Here is a 15,801-nt window from a genome sequence, read left to right on the forward strand (position 1 = left end):
CATGCCGGTGCCGCTGAGCCCGGACGAGGCCCACCTGTTCCTCGCCTCCGACGCCGCCCCCGCCGCGTACCTCGACCTGCTCGACGCGGTCTCCTTCCGCAGCGCCGCCGCCGGCCTGCGGCTGGGGGTGTTCGAGGCGTTGGCCGACGGGCCGCTGCCGGTCGACCGGCTCGCCGGGCGCACCGGCACCGACCCGCTGGGGCTGCGGATCCTGCTCGACGCGCTGGCCGGGTACGGCTACCTCACCCGCGCCGACGGGCAGTACGCCAACAGCGTCAACACCGCCCGCTGGCTGCTGCGCGACGCCCCGGGGAGCTTCGCCCCGGCGCTCTCCTTCTGGTCGACCGTGCTCACCGGCTGGTGGCAGGACCTGGAGTCGTCGATCCGCTCCGGCGGCCCGACCGGCGACTTCTATGCCTGGCTGGAGAAGCACCCGGACGCCCTGGCCGACTTCCACACCATGCTGCGTGGCCTCGCCGACGCGCTCGGCCCGGAGATCGTCGAACTGGTGCCGGTCCCGGCCGAGGCGCGCAGCGTGCTCGACGTCGGCGGCGGGCACGCCGCGTACCCGGTCGCCCTTCTCACCGCCCACCCGCAACTGCGGGCCACCGTGGTGGACCTCGACGGGGCGCTGGCCCAGGGCGCGCGGACCGTGGCCGACGCCGGCCTGACCGACCGGGTCACCCTGCGTCCGGGTGACCTGTTCACCGCCGACCTCGGCACCGGCCACGACCTGGTGCTGCTCTTCAACATCGTGCACGGCTACCAGCAGGAGGCGGTCGGCACCCTGCTGCGTCGGGCCGCCGCCGCGCTGCGTCCCGGCGGCCGGGTCGTCCTGCTCGAACCCCTCGCCGAGGTGCCGGAGCGTCCGGCCGGGCCGGGGGAGGCGTTCGTCCGGATGTTCAGCCTGAACCTCTTCCACACCCAGGGCGGCCGGGCGTACGCCTACGACGAACTCGTCGCGCTGCTGGGCGAGGCGGGCTTCGTCGACGTCCGCCAGCACATGCTGACCGGCTCCGACACCGACCACCTGGTGACCGCGGTGCTGGCCGGCTGATGTCCCCGCACCTGGTCCCGCTCGGCGGCGGGTGGGGGTTGTGGCGCTCGTTCTGCGTCCGGGCCGCCGGCTTCCCCGTCGACCTGCTCGAATCCCTGGCCGATCCGGACCTGGCCGCCCTCGCCGACGCGGTCGGCGCCGGGGCCGACGACGGCGCGTACCGGGCCCGGTTCCGGCACGCCGAACGGGCTCTCGCCCGGGCGTTGCACGCCGCCGCCGCGGACCCCCGGATCCGGGAGGCGGTGGCCTGGCAGAACCCAGCGGCCCTGGACAGCGGCTTCGACACCCTGCTGCGCCGGGACCCGGAGACGGTGTCGCGCACCGGCCGGCACCGCAAGACCGAGGCCCTGGTCACCAGCTACCTGCACCGGTACGCCGCGAAGAACGACACGATCGGCTTCTTCGGGCCGCTGCGCTGGGCGCGGATCGACCCGGAGCAGCCGGAACCGGTCCGCGCCGTGCACGACGGCACCGCCGGGGACCGCACCCTCTACCTGGAGGGGTGGGCCCTCGCGGCTCTGGGCCGGGCCCTCGCGCCGCCGCTGCGGCCCTGGCTGGTGCCCCGGCTGCTGCCGCTGCTCGGCGTCGACGGGAACACTCTGCGGGTGCCGTCGGCCGACCCGGTGCCACTGGACCCGGTGCAGGCGGCCGTCCTGCGGGCGTTGCGACCGGGGCGTACCGCGCGGCAGGTCGTCGCGACGGTCCGCGCCGACGCCGGAGGAGACCCGGACCGGGTGTGGGCGGCCCTGGACCGGCTGCACGCCGACCGCCGGATCGAGTGGACCCTGGAGGCGGCCCCCGACGACCTGCACCCCGCCGCCACCCTGCGGTCCGTCGTGGCCACCGTCGACGACCCGGCGGTACGCGCACCCGCGCTGGCCGCGCTGGACCGGCTGACCTCGGCGGCGGCGACCGTGACGGCGGCCCGGGGGGACGCCACGGCGGTGCGCGACGCCCTCGCCGGGCTCGGCGCGACCTTCACCGACCTCACCGGCGCGGCCCCGGTCCGCGCGGCCGGTCAGCTCTACGCCGGCCGCACCCTGGTCTTCGAGGAGTGCCGACGGCCGGACTCGATCCGCCTCGGCCGGGCGGCCCTGGACACCCTCGCCGCGCCGCTGACCCTGCTGCTGGACAGCGCCCGCTGGTACACGGCGGCCGGTGCGGCGCTCTACCGGCGGGCGCTGCGCGCCCGGTACGACCAGCTCGCGGCCCGGCGACCGGGCACGCCGGTGCCGCTGGCCGACCTGTGGCTCGCCGCCCGGGACGTGCTGATCGACGACCCGGGTCCGGTGGTCCGCCCGTTGACCCGCGCCCTGCACCACCGGTGGGAACGGCTGCTCGCGGTCGGGGCCGACGACCGGCGGGTGCGACGCCGCGTCGCCGACCTGCGCGCCGCCGCTGCCGCCGTGTTCCCCGCCGGCCCGCCCGGCTGGGCCACGGCCGTCCAGCACAGCCCGGACCTGATGGTCGCCGCCCCCGATCTGGCCGCGATCGTCGCCGGTGACGTCGACTGGGTCCTCGGCGAGCTGCACCCGGGCTACCACACCATGCGCTACGCCAGCTGGGTCGACTGCCATCCGGACCCGGCCGCGCTGGCCGGGGCGATGGCCGCCGACCTGCCCGCCGCGGTGGTCCGGATCGCCGCCACCGGCAGCCAGGGCGGCAGCGCCACCCGGTTCTCGCCCCGACTGCTCGCCCCCGGCCACCGGCGGCTGGTCTTCGCCCCGGACACCTGCGGCCACGACCCCGACCACGACCTGGTGGTCGGCGACTGCGACGTGGTCGACACCGACGGTCGGTTGCTGGTCCGTCGCCGCTCCGGCGGCGAGGGCCACGACCTGGTGGAGGTCTTCGCGGACCTGGTGGCCGCGAACCTGATGCCGCACTTCCGGCTGCTCTCGCCGGCACCGCACCTGCCCCGGGTGACCATCGACCGCCTGGTGGTCAGCCGGGAGTCCTGGACGGTCCCGGCCGGCGACGTGGACTTCGCGGGCGACCCGGACGAGGCCCGGCGCTTCGTGCGGGCGCGGTCCTGGGCGAACCGGCTCGGCCTGCCCCGGCACGTCTTCCTCCGCTGCACCGGTGAGCGCAAGCCGGTCCACGTCGACCTGGCCAGCCTGGCGTCGGTGGAGGTGTTCTGCCGGGCGGTCCGCCGGGCGCGACGCGCCGGCGGGGCCACCGCCGAGGTCACCGTGACCGAGATGCTGCCGGACCCGGGGCAGCTCTGGCTCACCGACGCCGACGGTCGCCGGCACAGCTCGGAGTTGCGCTTCGTCGCCGCTCCCACGACGCCGGTCTGACCGCAGGCGCGGGCGGCGGCGCGGCGTGCCCTCGGGGTGCCGCCCGCCAGGTGCGGGTCCGTCCCCCACTTTCTCCACGCCCGCGCTGTCGCCACGGCCTGACCGCGTCGACGGATGGGTGGTGTTCGGGCATCGGCGCGGCTCAGCGCGCTCGGCGGAATGTGCGAAGGACCGCCCGATGCGGTCGGTCGCGTCGCCGACGACGCTGGATCCACTGACAAGTGGTGTGCGGGCGGGTGGAGGGGGCCATGGGTGATCCGGTGTATGTGAGCGTCCTCGCTTCGGATCCGGTACTGGCGGCCGGGGCAACGGCCGCGTTGCGTGAAGATCCGGATCTGGTTCTGGTGTCCGGGGACGGCCCGGCCGACGTGGCGGTGGTGCTCGTCGACCAGGTGGATCCGCTCGCCCTGGACACGGTCCGTCGGGTGCGCGACACCGGCGGACGGTCCGAGGTGGTACTCGTGGCGAGCGACTTCACGCAGGCTCAGGCGCTGCACGCGGTTGCGGCCGGTGCCCGGGGGCTGGTCCGGCGACGTGAGGCGAGCTCAGCTCGCCTCGCCCGTACCGTCCTCGCGGCCGCCGACGGCGACTGCTCCATGCCGCCGGACATGCTGGCCCTGCTGCTCGAACCGGACCCCGGCCGCCCGTCCGTCCGGGCAGTGCGCGGAACCTCCGACGGTGTCGGCCTCGACGAGCGGGAACGAGCTGTTCTGCACCTGGTGGCCGAGGGCCGCGCGACCGGCGAGATCGCCCGGGAGTTGAGCTACTCCATCCGTACGGTGTCCGGCGTGGTGCACGACATCACCCGCCGGTTCCGGCTGCGCAACCGTGCGCACGCCGTGGCGTACGCGCTCCGGTCGGGGCTGCTGTGAACGGACCGGGGAGCCGGCTGAGAGTGGGATTGCTGGCCGACGACCCGGGCGCGGGCCGGAGACTGCTGGCGGCGCTGTGCGCCAGACCGGATGTCGCTCCGCAGGCGGTGGATGGTCCGGTGCAGGTTCTGGTCACTGCCGCCGCGACGGTCGACAGGGCCCTGGCGCTGTGCCGACACCACGACGCGAACCGGCCGGATCGGCCCGTGCTGCTCGTGGCCGACGTGTTCGACCCGGCGGCGGTACGCACCGCCGTCGACGCTGGGGTGCGGACCATGTTGCGGCGATCCGACGCGAGTCCGAGGAGTTTGGTCACGGCGCTCGGGGCGGCACTGAACGGGGAGGCGCGGCTGCCGTCGGAGGCCGTCGTCCGGCTGTTGGGCGCGTCGGCCGGTCCGTCGGTGTCGTCGCGGTTGACCGCCCGGCAGGTCGACGTGTTGGCGCTGATGGCGGAGGGACACGGCAACGCCGCCATCGCCCGGCGACTGGGCTGCTCGGAGCACACCGTCAAGAACGCCGGTTACGAGCTGATGGCCCGGCTGCAGGCCCGCAACCGGGCCCAGGCGGTGGCCCGCGCGGTACGCACCGGTCTGGTGTGAGCCCGGCGGGATCTCGGCCTCAATCCTGGTATCCCCGGGCCACGAACTCGCCGAGAGCGAGCCGGTTCGGTAGCCCGGTCTTGATCATCAGGTTGGAGATGTGTCGTTCCACCGTCCGCGGCGACAGGTGGAGCCGGCCGGCGATCTCCCGGTTGCTGAGCCGCTCGACGAGCAGTTGCAGCACCTCGAACTCACGAACGGTGACCCCGGCAGCGCGTAGCGCCCCGGGCACCTGGTGGGTGCCCACCCGGCGTTGCGGCACCCGGACGCCGGCGGCGCGCAGGAGGGTACGACAGGCGCCGGCCACAGCGGGCACGTCGGTGCGGTGGAAGTGCTCCTCGGCGGTGCGCAGCCAGTCGACCGGGTCACCCCACCCGTCCGCCAGGGCGGCCTCCGCGCACAACCGCAGGCCCAGGTGCCGGCCCATCGGATACGGCTCTCCCACCCGCACCGCCTCGTCAACGGCGGCGCAGGCCCGCTGCACGTCTCCGGCCTGCCCCGCCCGGACAGCCCGAGCGAAGAGGGCGAACTGGCGGTCCCACCCGAACGCGCTCAACGGCACCTGCTCGACCGACCCGGCCTCGCGTGGCCGGGTGTGCAGCGCCATGAGCAGCAGGTGCAGCCCGTTCCGCCCGAAGAGCAGGAAGGTGGTCGGGTTGCGGTCCGCCGCCGAGAGAGCCCGCGACATCTCCTCCACCGCCCGGGGCCGGTTCTCCTCGAGCAGTGCGCAGAAGGCGCGGGCGAGCCCGTGGATGCGTGGGCGGTTCCGGCTCTGGTCGCCGTGCACGCCGGCCAGTTCGTCCAGAGCGGCGTCCATGTCCTTGCGTCGGCCCCGGTGGGCGTGCAGAACCGCGCGCAGCAGCTGGACGTACTCGGCGGTCTCCAGCAGGCGAAGCCTGCTGGTCGCTGTCCACACCTCGTCGATGAGGGCCTCCGCCCGGTCGAACTCGTGGCGGAGGATGGCCTGCAGGGCGATGCTCGCCTCGGCCTGATAGCGGGCAGTGACCGCGCCGATGCGGGTGGCCTGCACCCTGGCCTGCTCGAGTCGATCCGTGTTGGCGCCGCGCAGCGCGTCGTCGTTTCCCAGGCGCACCAGCGCGTGGATGTCCCAGATCGGCAGATCGTGCTCTGCCGCGATGGCCCTGCTGCGCTCGAGGCACGCGGTGGCGTCGTCCGGGTCCCGTTGGCGGACCAGCGCGGCCAGCAGCTGCCAGGCTTGGCAGGCGACCACCGGCAGAGGGACCTCCTCGGCCACGGCCGCCGCCTGCCGGGTCATCGCCTCCACACGGTCGAGACGGTCGGTGCCCGGCAGGTCCAGCTCCAGGTGGGCGGCCACCACGTCGACGGTCACGACGTCTGCGGGCAGCGGGTCCGGGCCGAGCAGAGCGCGAGCGGCCCTGACCCGGGCGAGTCCCTCCGCGGACTGGCCGGCCAGCATCGCGGCCCAGGCCAGCCGGGTGTGCAAGCGGGCGAGTCGTCGGTGGTCGAGGACCCCCGACACCTGCTCGACGGCTTCCACGAAGGCCAGCGCCCGGTCGATCCGGCCAGCCTCGGCCAATGCGTGGATCAGCGACTCCAACGCGTCCGCGCGGCTCCCCGGATCGTCGTCGGTGAGCAGTTCCCAGGCGCGTTCCAGCAAAGCGACGGCCGAGCCGGCGGCCCCCTCGGCCAGGCATCTCCGCCCCGCCTCGGCGAAGAGCCTTCCCGCGGTGAGGAATTCGCCCGCAGCCAAACGCAGCGTGGCAGAGACCTGGCACCACTCGCCCGGCAGACCGGGATGTACCTCGGTGACCGCATCGGCTGTCCGCCGGGCCAGCCGCGCCCGTTCGGTGGGCTCCAGCAGGCTGGTCAACGCCTCCTGCATGAGCGGGTGCTGAAACCGGTACCAGTCGGGCATCTGTTCGTCGGCGACCACCAGTTGCGCCGCCAACGGTCCCTGGAGGTGGGTGAGCAGTTCGCGATCGGGCATCCCGGTGACCGCCTGCGCCACGGTGAGCGGGAACCGGCAGCCGAGCAGGGCACCCGCCATGATCAGCTCTCGGGCACGCTCGGAGAGCTGCTCGATCCGACGCCGCACGCTACGGACGAACGTGTCCGGCCGGTTGGCCAGGGCGTCCGTGCAGATCCGCCACCCCGTCGAAGTCTCGACCAGGACGTCGGTGTCGCACATGCCGGTCAGCAGGTCCTCCACCAGGAACGGGTTGCCGGTACTGCCGGCCCACACCAGGTCGGTGGCGGCGTCGGGAACGTCCTGCGGGCGCGCGGCGAGATAGGAGGCGATCATCTGATGCACCTGCGACCGGTCCAACCGGTCCAGTTCGAGCAGCACGCAGTGCCCGCGTTGGGCCATCGACCGCACCAGGTCGAGCGCCGGACAGGGGTCGCGCCGGAGGGTGCCGAGCAGCAACGCCGGCAGGTCGGACATGTTGTCGACGAGGTACTCGGTCACCCCGAGCGTCTCCGGGTCGGCGTCGTGCAGGTCCTCCAGCGTCAGCAGGCACCCGGTCTCCCCGCCGGCCAGCGCCATCAGGCGGAGCACGGCCTCGGCGAGGATGACCAGCGAGGCGTCACCGTGCTCGGTGGAAGCGGGGCGCAGATCCGGCACCAGGCGACCCAGGACCGGTCGATACGGACCCAGCGCATCGATGTCGACGGGATCGCCGGCCCGTAGTAGGGACAGGACCGCCTCGGTCAGCGGTCGGTACGGCACCAACGGCCCGGTCGTGCTGCTACGTCCGCGCATCAGGCGCATGTTCGAGCCGTAGGCGGCGTCGGCGGCCGCCGCGGCGAGTCGCGACTTGCCGATGCCGCCTTCGCCGACGAGGAACACGGCGCTGCCACGGCGCGACCGGGCAGCCAGAAGTCCTGACTTGATGACTCGCTGCTCGTTGTCGCGGCCCACGATGGTCGATGAACGTAGCCCCACAGCTAGACGTTAGTGTCGTGGCACGCTGCGTGTCCACGGCCGTGCGGACGGCGATGGGGGGCCCAGCGGTCGGGCCCCTCCCGTCATGGCTGGGCGGCGATCTAGTGCTCGGGGCAGCAGCCCGTCCCGGTCTCCATGAACACCCGTACGGGAGCGTCGGTGGGTCCCTGTGCCGGTACGCCGTGCGCGGTCGCCACGATCAGACCGGCGAGCACGGCGGCGCGCAGCCCGAAGGGGAGGCCGGTACGGCCGTTCGGGCGTCGACCCGGCGAGTCGACCGCGTCGTCCTGGCCGGCGAACGAGTCTTTGGCGGACATCGAACTTCCTCCTGACGTGATGGGGGCACGGCCTGACCTGACGGTCGGAGCTCGGACACATCGGTGGGTCCGTTAACGGCGAGAACAGGACCTCCGCGCTACGGTCTGAGCGACCAGCCGCCCTGTCGCGCCACCGCACTAGCCGGTCTCACCCGTGCCGGAAGAGTCCACCGGCCGTAACCGCTCCGACGCCGGTGCGGCGGCGGGCCGGTGCAGGGCGAACCCGACCCGGCCGTCGCGCCGTCGGCAGCCAGTTCGACCGTTTTCGATGCCGGGACCGTGAGGTCCTGGTCGGGCAGGATATTCGCGGTTTCCGGAAGCGGCCCCGTACTCACCCGCTCATCGTCCTGGCCGGGACGGTCGAAGGGCATGAGTGTTCGACACGCATTTTCTTCAATCCCGGCCGGACGTCCGTCAGTCTCGTCCGGCGACGGCGGCGTCCTGCGGGACCGACGGCTGTGGGAGCGTACGCAGCCGGGCGACCGGGGAGTTCAGGACGAGCAGTAGTGAGGCGGTGAAGCCGAGCGCGGTGATCACCAGCGTCGGGCGCAGACCCACCAGGTCTCCCAGCCAACCTCCCAGAAGCGCGCCGAGCGGCATCGTTCCCCAGGTGAGGAAGCGCAGGGCACCCGTGGTCCGTCCCAGCAGGGCACGCGGTGTGACGCTCTGGGTGAGCGTCGCCAGGTGCACGTTGCCGATCGTGGTGCCGATGCCACCGAGCAGGAACGACCCGAAGAGCACCGTCAGTACCAGCCAGTCCGGGCCACCCGCGAGAGGGATCAGCGCCTGCGCGAACGAGCCGACCCCGAAACCGGCGACGATGGCCGGCCCGGGACCCAGCCGGTTGCCGACGCGCGCCGCGAGGACGGCACCGATCAGCGATCCGGCCGCGCCGACCGCCAGGACGAGCCCGACCGTCGCCGCGTCCGCGCCGAGCGAGCGGATGACGAAGAGTGGGAAGACCGTCTGCATCGCCATGAAGAACAGGTTGTTGAAGCCGGCACGGAACGCGCAGACGCGCAGGTACGGGTCGGCGCGCACGAACCGTAGCGAGGCGCCGATCTCCGCGACGACCCCGGTGCGCGTCCGCGCCGGAGGTGCCGGGTCCCGGTGCCGGATCGTCACCAGGACCAGCGCGGAGATCAGGTGCACGACGGCGTTGGCGAACAGGGTCACCGGTACGGAGACCGCCTGCACGAGCAGGCCACCGAGACCGGGACCCCCGATGCGCGCCGCCGAGACGCTGCCCTGGACCCGGCTGTTCGCGGCGGTGAGCAGGTCACGTTCCACGAGCGACGGCAGGTAGGTGGAGGAGGAGAGGTCGTACAGGACGGCGAGGGTGCCGATGACGAAGCCGGCGACGTACAGCTGGTGGATCGTGAGCACCCCGGCGACGAAGAAGGCGGGCACGAGCGCGAGCAGCCCCGCCCGGATGATGTTGGTGGCGATCAGGAACGGCCGGGGACGTACCCGGTCCACCCACACACCGGCGAACAGGGTGACAAGCAGGTAGGGCGCGAACTGCGCGCCGTTGAGGAGACCGGCCTGCACGGGGGTGGCACCGAGGTCCACCACGGCGAGTAGCGGCAGGGCCAGAGCGGTGATCTGCACACCGAGGCGCGCGATGCTCTCCCCGGTCCAGTAGCGGACGAAGTCGGCGTGTCGCCACAGGTTGGGCGTGGTCGAGGTGGTCATCGCAGCGTGAACACCTCGTCCTTCAGGTCCTGGATCACGGCGTAGTCCTCGGCCATGCCGTCCCCGGTCAGGAAGATCCGCAGGGGAGAGGTGAGCAGGTCCCGGGTGGGACGCATCAGGTCGCCGGGACGTAGCTTGACCGCGACGGCGTGCACCGTCGGCAGGGCGGCTATCCGGGCCAGGACGCCGTCGTCGACCGACGCCACCAACCCGGCCCGATCGGTGCTGGTGTTGCACACCATCGCGGGCCGGGTGGGGGAGTAGACCCGGCCGGCGTGCCGGGCATGGAAACGCTCCGGGTCCACGTACGCCAGGGCGGTCAGCGACGCCTGGTTGTGCCCGAGGCACACGTCGTGGAACCCGGGATTCATGTTGCCGTTCATCCGCGCGCCGATCTCCACCAACGCCGGACCGTCCGGCGTGACGATCACCTCGGCATGCGCCGATCCGTGGCGGACGCCGAGCGAGGCCAGCACGTCGTCGACGTACGCGATCAGCTCGGGCACCGGCTGTTCGGACGGGTCGAGCAGGACGTCCCGGTCGTAGACCGGCCGCCCGTCGGCGACGAGACGCTTGTGGTACCGCCACACCCCGCAGACGAACCGCCGGCCGTCGCGGCTGACCGTGTCCACGATGTACTCCTCGCCGGGCAGGTACGACTGCACGAGAACATCGGTGTTGGCGGCGCCGTACACGTCGGGCGCGGCGAGCACCGCGCGGGCGGCGGCTTCGACGGCGGCGTCGTCGTGGCACATCCGGACCCGGTCGGTCCCCGCCGACCGCACGGGCTTCACCACCACCGGGTACGTCGTGTTCTCCTTGATCCAGCACACCAGGTCGGCGGGGTCCGCCGCGCGGAACTGGCGCGCGCAACGCAGCCCGTCGGCGCGGAGCTGCTCGACCATCCGGTACTTGTCGCGGCGCAGCGGCGAGGACGCCGAACCGTTGGTCGGCAGGCCGAGCTCTTCGCTGAGCCGGTCGGCGAGAGCCACCCCGGAGTCCTGCCCCGCCACGACACAGATCGGGTCGAGGGCTCGGAGGCGGGGGAGCGCGTCACCGGAGAAGACGATGTTGTCGGCGAAGGCGGTCAGGTCGGGGCCGGGCAGGGCGTCGTGCATCTGCTCCGCGGCCTGCACGTGCACGAGATCGACACCGTGCGCGGCGAACGCGGCGGGCAGCAGGTTCCCGGTGGTGTAGGCGTCCACCACCACGCCGACGGGGCGTCTCATCGGGCCTTCCGGTGGAACACGCAGCCGACGTACGAACCGTCGCCGAGGAAGCGGATGTCCTGACCGGCGCCGGGGATGCCCTTGACGAAGGCCCCGCCGTAGTCGCCGTCGGTGAGGAAGACCCCCCAGCTCAGGAGGCAGGGCACCGCCCGCCCGTCGGCGTCGAGGAAGCGTTCGGCGACCGGCCGCACCCGGCGCTGCACGACGTGCGGTGCGGACAGGGCCGCCTCGAGACGCTCGTTCCAGGTGGTGGGGTCGACCATCCAGCCGGCGGTGATGCCCCGGCCGGCGTACCCGGTGCTGGGCTTGAGGAGCAGCTCCTCCCGGTGTTCACGGGCGTGGTCGAGGAGACCCCGGTCCAGCCGCCGGGTCCACGGCAGCAGCCGGTCCACCACCTCCCGTTCGTCGGCGGTGAGGGCCTGCCGGCACGCGTCCTCGGCGAGCAGCGCCAGGCACTCCTTGATGCCGTACAGGTCTGCGGCGAACGGCGCGAGCAGGGTCGCCGCGCCGTCGTCGGCGGCGCGCAGCAGGGGCCGGACGAGCGCGTCCGCCTCGGGCGAGCCGTCGAGCCGGCCGAGCTGGAAGGTACGGAAGACCCGGTCGACGCGTCGTCCACCGGCGGTCAGGACCCCGCCCTGATAGGCCAGTTCCCCGGCCCGGCAGGCGAACGCCTCGTGTCCGGCCGCCGCCAGTGCGGCCAGGAACAGCGTCAGATGGTCGTGGCTCCCGCCGGGCCAGGTCAGCACCGCGATCGGGTGCGCCGAGGGCGGGTACGTCCGGAGCATCCCGGCGATCGGGTCGCGGTAGGTGAGGTCGTGACGGGCCGCGAACACGGCGAAGGCCGGATCCGCCAGCATGGCCCGGTTCATCTCGGCGATCTCGCAGCCGCCGAGCGAACTGCTGGTGTTGAACTCGACGAGGCGGAAACCGGCGGCGTCCTGGACGAGGTCGGCCCGTCCGATCGACGGCAGCTCCCGAGCGGACACGTCCGACGCGGCAGCCTGCGCTTCGGGTAGACCCAGCGCTCGGGCCAGCGCCGCCGGTTCGCCGTCGAAGAGCCGGTCGGGCAGCGAGCGCAGGACGTCGAGGAAGACCCGGAGGTCACGTCCGAGAGAGGCGGCGGTGTCCGCCTCGAGCAACGCCGGGCGGTTGAAGATGGGCCGGCCGAGCCAGGCGTGGGTACCGCCGAACGCGGGGGCGGCCGTGTCGATCGAGCCGACATCGGCGAGAAGGTCGCGGGTGAGCGCGTTCTCCGCCAGGGGTGTCCCGGCGACGGTGGTGGTCGTCATCAGGGATGCTCCAGGGTCAGGTAGGGGGTGATCTTTCCGGTCCGGTCGTTGTGGGCGAGCCGGTCGACGCGGACGAACCGCACGGCATCCGGTTGGGCACCGGCGATGGCGTCGAGGGCGTACACCCGACGCAGGACGTACTCGCGCAGACCCGGCGCCGCACCGCCGCGGTAGCGGATCTCGACGGCGGCGAGGCTGGACGCGTCGCGTGGGTCCATGGTCAGCGCGAGCTGCGCGTCGGCGACACCGGGCGCCTCGCGTGCCGCCTCGAGCAGGTCGCCGAGGCACAGCAGGGTGTTGAAGAACTTGACGCGATCGTCGGCCCGGCCGAGCACCCGTAGGCCGTCGCCCCGGCCGCACGGGCAGGCGGCGGATGTCACCCGGTCGCCGAGCCGGTACCGCTGAGCCGGCGCCGGCCAACCCTCGCCGTGCCGGCTGAGCAGGGTGCCGTCGCAGTCGACCTCGAGCACCTGGTCGGGCAGCAGATGCAGGACGGCCGGGTCGCAGGCGGGATCGTTGACCGCGATCACGTACGTTTCGATCGAGCCGTAGTTGCCCCACAGCCCGGCGTCCGGGAAGGCCGCCCGGATCGCGTCCCGCCGGGCCGTGGTCAGTGGTTCGCCGACCCAGATGACGGTGCGCACCGGCAGGGTGGGGCGCAACGGCGCGGCGGCCGCGGCGAACTCGGCCAGCACGCTCGGTGCCCCGGCCAAGGCGGTCACGCCGGTGTCCGCGAGAGTGTCCCACCAGTCGGGCAGGTCGTGCGCCGCCACCGGTCCCATCGGCAGCACGGACGCCGCACAGCCGGCCGCCAGGGCGTTGTAGAAGTAGTGCGCGCCCCACAGCCGGCCGGGGCGGAACAGATTGAGCAGCACGTCCCCGGGGCCCAGCGGACGCCAGTCACGCAGCAACCGGGGGACACCCTGGTGATGTGCGATCGAGGTCACCTTGATCCGCCCGGTGGTGCCTCCGCTCGCGACCAGTTGGCCGCCGCTGCCGGCCGTCGCGGCGCGACTGAGGGCGGCGACGTCGCCCGGGCCGGTCTCGGCGACGAACGGCACGGGGGCTGATCCGATCAGCATGGCCACCTCCCGGTGAGTGTCGTGGCGACCCGGGCCGCGATCGTCGCGGACACACCCAACCGGTGCTCCACGGCCACGCCCAGGTCGAGAAGGGCGCCTTCCCCGCCGGCTCGGCCGACGAACTGCACGGCGAGCGGCCCGAGTTCGTCGTCGACGACGGCCGGCAGCACCAGCGCCGGCATCCCGGCGAAGCTGGCGATCGGCGTGTAGCCGATCCGGTCGGTGTAGTCGGCGTCGGCGGGCTTCGGCAGCGTCGGCCGACCCGCCCGATCGACCACCCGCTTCGGCGGCGACGGACTCACAGGCAGCAGCATGACGTCGACGCCGGTCTTGTCGAGGAAGGTGGGCATCGCCGCGCGGAACTCCCGCTGCGCGTCGTGCAGTTCACGGTGGCGGCCGGCGGTGACGGCCTCGCGCAGGGACGCGCGGGCGGTCGCGGAGATGGTCATCCCGAGCCGGGCCTCCGTCTCCGCGACCACCTCGGCGACATCCGCCGCACAGAGTTCCCAGGCCAACTCGCGGGCGCTCCACATCGCCTCGGGGAGCTCGATCTCCCTGACCGTGAAGCCGAGGTCGCGTAGCACGTCCACGACCCGTTCCTGCGCGCCTGCCATGGGCGGGGCGGCCGAGGCGGCGTTCCGCACCGTCGCCACCACCGGTCGGCCCGTGTGCCCGCGGTGCGGCAGAGGGGCCACCGGTGCGCGCAGCCACAGCAGTCGGAGGTCCTCGACGGTGCGGGCCATCAGACCGATGGAGTCCTGGGTGGGCGACACCGGCAGCACCCCGGCCAGGCGCGCCGGATGCCAGGAGACGCGCAGCCCGGCGATCCCGCAGTTCGCCGCCGGCCACCGGGCGGATCCGAGGACATCGGTGGCGAGGGCGTAGTCGCTGATCCCCGCGGCCACCGAGACGGCGGAGCCGGTGCTCGATCCGCCCGGCGACAGGTCCGGGAAGGCCGGATTGAGCGCCTGGTCCGGTGGGCCGATGTTCAGCTCCGTCGCGTAGGCCTTGCCGACCACGGACAGCCCGATCTCCCTGAGCCGCGCGGCGGCGTCCGCCGTGACGGCAGGGTGGTGACGGTGGACGGCGTGACCGAGGCTGGTCGGCACTCCCGCCACGTCGATCGTGTCCTTGACGGTCACCGTCCAGCCGCCGTGGTCGGCCAGCGGGTCCACCCACCGCAGTGCGCGGGTGAGCCGGTCCGCGTGCGCGACCCACGCCCGACGCGCTTCGGACCAGGTGGCCCGGTCCAGGCCGGCGTCGGCGAGCGCGGTGTCCCGTCCGGCCACCGGGCCGAGCAGCAACGGCACGGCCCGCTCGTCGGGCGGGGCGACCAGGGCGCGGTCGAGGTAGCGCAGCGCCGCCGCCCTGCTCATCGGGCCGCCTGGAGTTCGTGACGTCGCGCGTACGCCGCGAAGCGCGTCGCCACCACCTCGTGCACGGTGTCCGGGGGGAACAGCAGACGGGACACCGCGCCGTCGGCCTCCAGCTCGGACAGCCACAGTCCACCGTCGGCGGTGCGGAGAATGTCGATGCACACGTAGGGCAGGTCGAGGCGGTCGGACACCATGCGGGCCAACTCGTGTACGGCGGGTTCGAGGTCTCGCCGTACGGTGAACGAGCCGCCCCGGCTGACGTTGGCCACGTGCGACCCGGGTTTCGGCCGCCGGTCGACGGCCGCCACGATCCTCCCCTCGACGACGATGGCCCGGGTGTCGGCGACCACGTCGGCCAGGCAGGGCTGGACGACGATGCCGGTGCCGCTGCCCGCCGCGAGCCCGAGCACCGCCTCCAGCGAGGCCCGGTCGGCGCACGGCACGCAGCCCTGCCCGCCGCTCCAGGCGGTCGGCTTGACGAAGACCGGAAACCACTCGTCCGGCACCAGCCGGTGCTGGCCGATGCGGTGCACGTCCCGGTCGGCGGTCAGCCGCACCGTCGGGATCACCGGCACCGGGGAATCGGCGAAGGAGGCCAACGTGGCGTACTTGTCGTTGAGCAGGATGCCGGCGCCGATGGGAATGGGAAGCCAGAAACCCATCGCCTCCAGGCAGGTCGCGACGGAAATTCCGGTCCACAGGTCAGAAATGTGGGTCGGGCCGGTACGTACGCCGTAGACGACGATGTCGCGGTCCGGGGAGAGCGCATCGTCGCGGTAGTAGGCGACCCCGTCGGAAATCGCGACGTGATCCGGGGGCGCCACGACGAAGTCGAGGCCGGCGCGTGCTGCTCCGGCAGCGTAGTCGGGCCAGAATTCCTGTTCCTCGTACGCCCGTAGCAGCTCCGAGCTGCGATCGGGGAAAAGGTAGAGGATGCGCTGGTCAGCCATGACACCTCACCGTCTGGGTCGGGGACCCGCACAGCATGCCGGCCGGCGTTTAAGGAACGCTTAAGGCTGGCCAAAGTGGCTACGTGACAGCGGTCGATTTCTTAAGCAT

At 73.2% G+C, this 15,801-nt stretch carries 12 protein-coding genes; 4 read left to right on the forward strand and 8 right to left on the reverse strand.

Annotation, left to right across the window (positions count from 1 at the left end):
• Nucleotide 1 precedes the first annotated feature (1 nt).
• The 4 genes from GA0070618_RS24630 to GA0070618_RS24645 all read left to right on the forward strand — a co-directional run bounded on the left by GA0070618_RS24630 (nucleotide 2) and on the right by GA0070618_RS24645 (nucleotide 4,828).
• Nucleotides 2–1,057 (forward strand): methyltransferase, encoded by a 1,056-nt coding sequence (locus tag GA0070618_RS24630; protein ID WP_088983743.1) that lies wholly within the window; start codon nucleotides 2–4, stop codon nucleotides 1,055–1,057.
• On the forward strand, nucleotides 1,057–3,357 hold the full coding sequence (locus tag GA0070618_RS24635; RefSeq protein WP_231931442.1) for a lantibiotic dehydratase: 2,301 nt from the start codon (nucleotides 1,057–1,059) through the stop codon (nucleotides 3,355–3,357). The genes GA0070618_RS24630 and GA0070618_RS24635 overlap by 1 nt, the downstream gene beginning before the upstream one ends.
• Nucleotides 3,358–3,605: 248 nt before the next feature.
• Nucleotides 3,606–4,229 carry a response regulator transcription factor gene (locus GA0070618_RS24640; RefSeq protein WP_088985806.1) on the forward strand — a complete coding sequence of 208 codons (624 nt, stop codon included), beginning with the start codon at nucleotides 3,606–3,608 and terminating at the stop codon, nucleotides 4,227–4,229.
• Between the two features lie 119 nt (nucleotides 4,230–4,348).
• Complete coding sequence (locus GA0070618_RS24645) at nucleotides 4,349–4,828, forward strand: helix-turn-helix transcriptional regulator (RefSeq protein WP_197701629.1); 480 nt, start codon at nucleotides 4,349–4,351, stop codon at nucleotides 4,826–4,828.
• Between the two features lie 19 nt (nucleotides 4,829–4,847).
• Here the strand turns inward: GA0070618_RS24645 and GA0070618_RS24650 are convergent, their stop codons facing one another.
• From GA0070618_RS24650 to GA0070618_RS24685, 8 genes are all read right to left on the reverse strand, one after another.
• Nucleotides 4,848–7,754 (reverse strand): ATP-binding protein, encoded by a 2,907-nt coding sequence (locus GA0070618_RS24650; RefSeq protein ID WP_088983745.1) that lies wholly within the window; start codon nucleotides 7,752–7,754, stop codon nucleotides 4,848–4,850.
• Nucleotides 7,755–7,855: 101 nt separating this feature from the next.
• The gene (locus GA0070618_RS24655; protein WP_088983746.1) at nucleotides 7,856–8,071 is read right to left on the reverse strand and encodes a hypothetical protein; all 216 of its coding nucleotides are present in this window, start codon (nucleotides 8,069–8,071) and stop codon (nucleotides 7,856–7,858) included.
• A gap of 414 nt (nucleotides 8,072–8,485) precedes the next feature.
• On the reverse strand, nucleotides 8,486–9,766 hold the full coding sequence (locus tag GA0070618_RS24660; protein WP_088983747.1) for an MFS transporter: 1,281 nt from the start codon (nucleotides 9,764–9,766) through the stop codon (nucleotides 8,486–8,488).
• The gene (locus GA0070618_RS24665; RefSeq protein WP_088983748.1) at nucleotides 9,763–10,995 is read right to left on the reverse strand and encodes an ATP-grasp domain-containing protein; all 1,233 of its coding nucleotides are present in this window, start codon (nucleotides 10,993–10,995) and stop codon (nucleotides 9,763–9,765) included. Before GA0070618_RS24665 ends, GA0070618_RS24660 begins: the two co-directional genes overlap by 4 nt.
• Nucleotides 10,992–12,284, reverse strand: coding sequence for a hypothetical protein (locus GA0070618_RS24670; RefSeq protein ID WP_088983749.1), 1,293 nt, complete (start codon nucleotides 12,282–12,284; stop codon nucleotides 10,992–10,994). The genes GA0070618_RS24665 and GA0070618_RS24670 overlap by 4 nt, the downstream gene beginning before the upstream one ends.
• Nucleotides 12,284–13,366 carry an AMP-binding protein gene (locus GA0070618_RS24675; protein WP_143740313.1) on the reverse strand — a complete coding sequence of 361 codons (1,083 nt, stop codon included), beginning with the start codon at nucleotides 13,364–13,366 and terminating at the stop codon, nucleotides 12,284–12,286. Before GA0070618_RS24675 ends, GA0070618_RS24670 begins: the two co-directional genes overlap by 1 nt.
• The gene (locus GA0070618_RS24680; RefSeq protein WP_088983751.1) at nucleotides 13,360–14,742 is read right to left on the reverse strand and encodes an amidase; all 1,383 of its coding nucleotides are present in this window, start codon (nucleotides 14,740–14,742) and stop codon (nucleotides 13,360–13,362) included. The genes GA0070618_RS24675 and GA0070618_RS24680 overlap by 7 nt, the downstream gene beginning before the upstream one ends.
• Nucleotides 14,739–15,692 (reverse strand): ATP-grasp domain-containing protein, encoded by a 954-nt coding sequence (locus GA0070618_RS24685; RefSeq protein ID WP_088983752.1) that lies wholly within the window; start codon nucleotides 15,690–15,692, stop codon nucleotides 14,739–14,741. The genes GA0070618_RS24680 and GA0070618_RS24685 overlap by 4 nt, the downstream gene beginning before the upstream one ends.
• Nucleotides 15,693–15,801: the final 109 nt, after the last annotated feature.

It is taken from the genome of Micromonospora echinospora (genome assembly GCF_900091495.1).
Taxonomy (GTDB): Bacteria; Actinomycetota; Actinomycetes; order Mycobacteriales; family Micromonosporaceae; genus Micromonospora; species Micromonospora echinospora.

Excerpts from the sequence above, each read along its gene's own strand:
- GA0070618_RS24630 (WP_088983743.1), top strand. The coding sequence starts at position 2 with ATGCCGGTGCCGCTGAGCCCGGACGAGGCCCACCTGTTCCTCGCCTCC.
- GA0070618_RS24635 (WP_231931442.1), top strand. The coding sequence starts at position 1,057 with ATGTCCCCGCACCTGGTCCCGCTCGGCGGCGGGTGGGGGTTGTGGCGC.
- GA0070618_RS24640 (WP_088985806.1), top strand. The coding sequence starts at position 3,606 with ATGGGTGATCCGGTGTATGTGAGCGTCCTCGCTTCGGATCCGGTACTG.
- GA0070618_RS24655 (WP_088983746.1), bottom strand. The coding sequence starts at position 8,071 with ATGTCCGCCAAAGACTCGTTCGCCGGCCAGGACGACGCGGTCGACTCG.
- GA0070618_RS24660 (WP_088983747.1), bottom strand. The coding sequence starts at position 9,766 with ATGACCACCTCGACCACGCCCAACCTGTGGCGACACGCCGACTTCGTC.
- GA0070618_RS24665 (WP_088983748.1), bottom strand. The coding sequence starts at position 10,995 with ATGAGACGCCCCGTCGGCGTGGTGGTGGACGCCTACACCACCGGGAAC.
- GA0070618_RS24670 (WP_088983749.1), bottom strand. The coding sequence starts at position 12,284 with ATGACGACCACCACCGTCGCCGGGACACCCCTGGCGGAGAACGCGCTC.
- GA0070618_RS24675 (WP_143740313.1), bottom strand. The coding sequence starts at position 13,366 with ATGCTGATCGGATCAGCCCCCGTGCCGTTCGTCGCCGAGACCGGCCCG.
- GA0070618_RS24680 (WP_088983751.1), bottom strand. The coding sequence starts at position 14,742 with ATGAGCAGGGCGGCGGCGCTGCGCTACCTCGACCGCGCCCTGGTCGCC.
- GA0070618_RS24685 (WP_088983752.1), bottom strand. The coding sequence starts at position 15,692 with ATGGCTGACCAGCGCATCCTCTACCTTTTCCCCGATCGCAGCTCGGAG.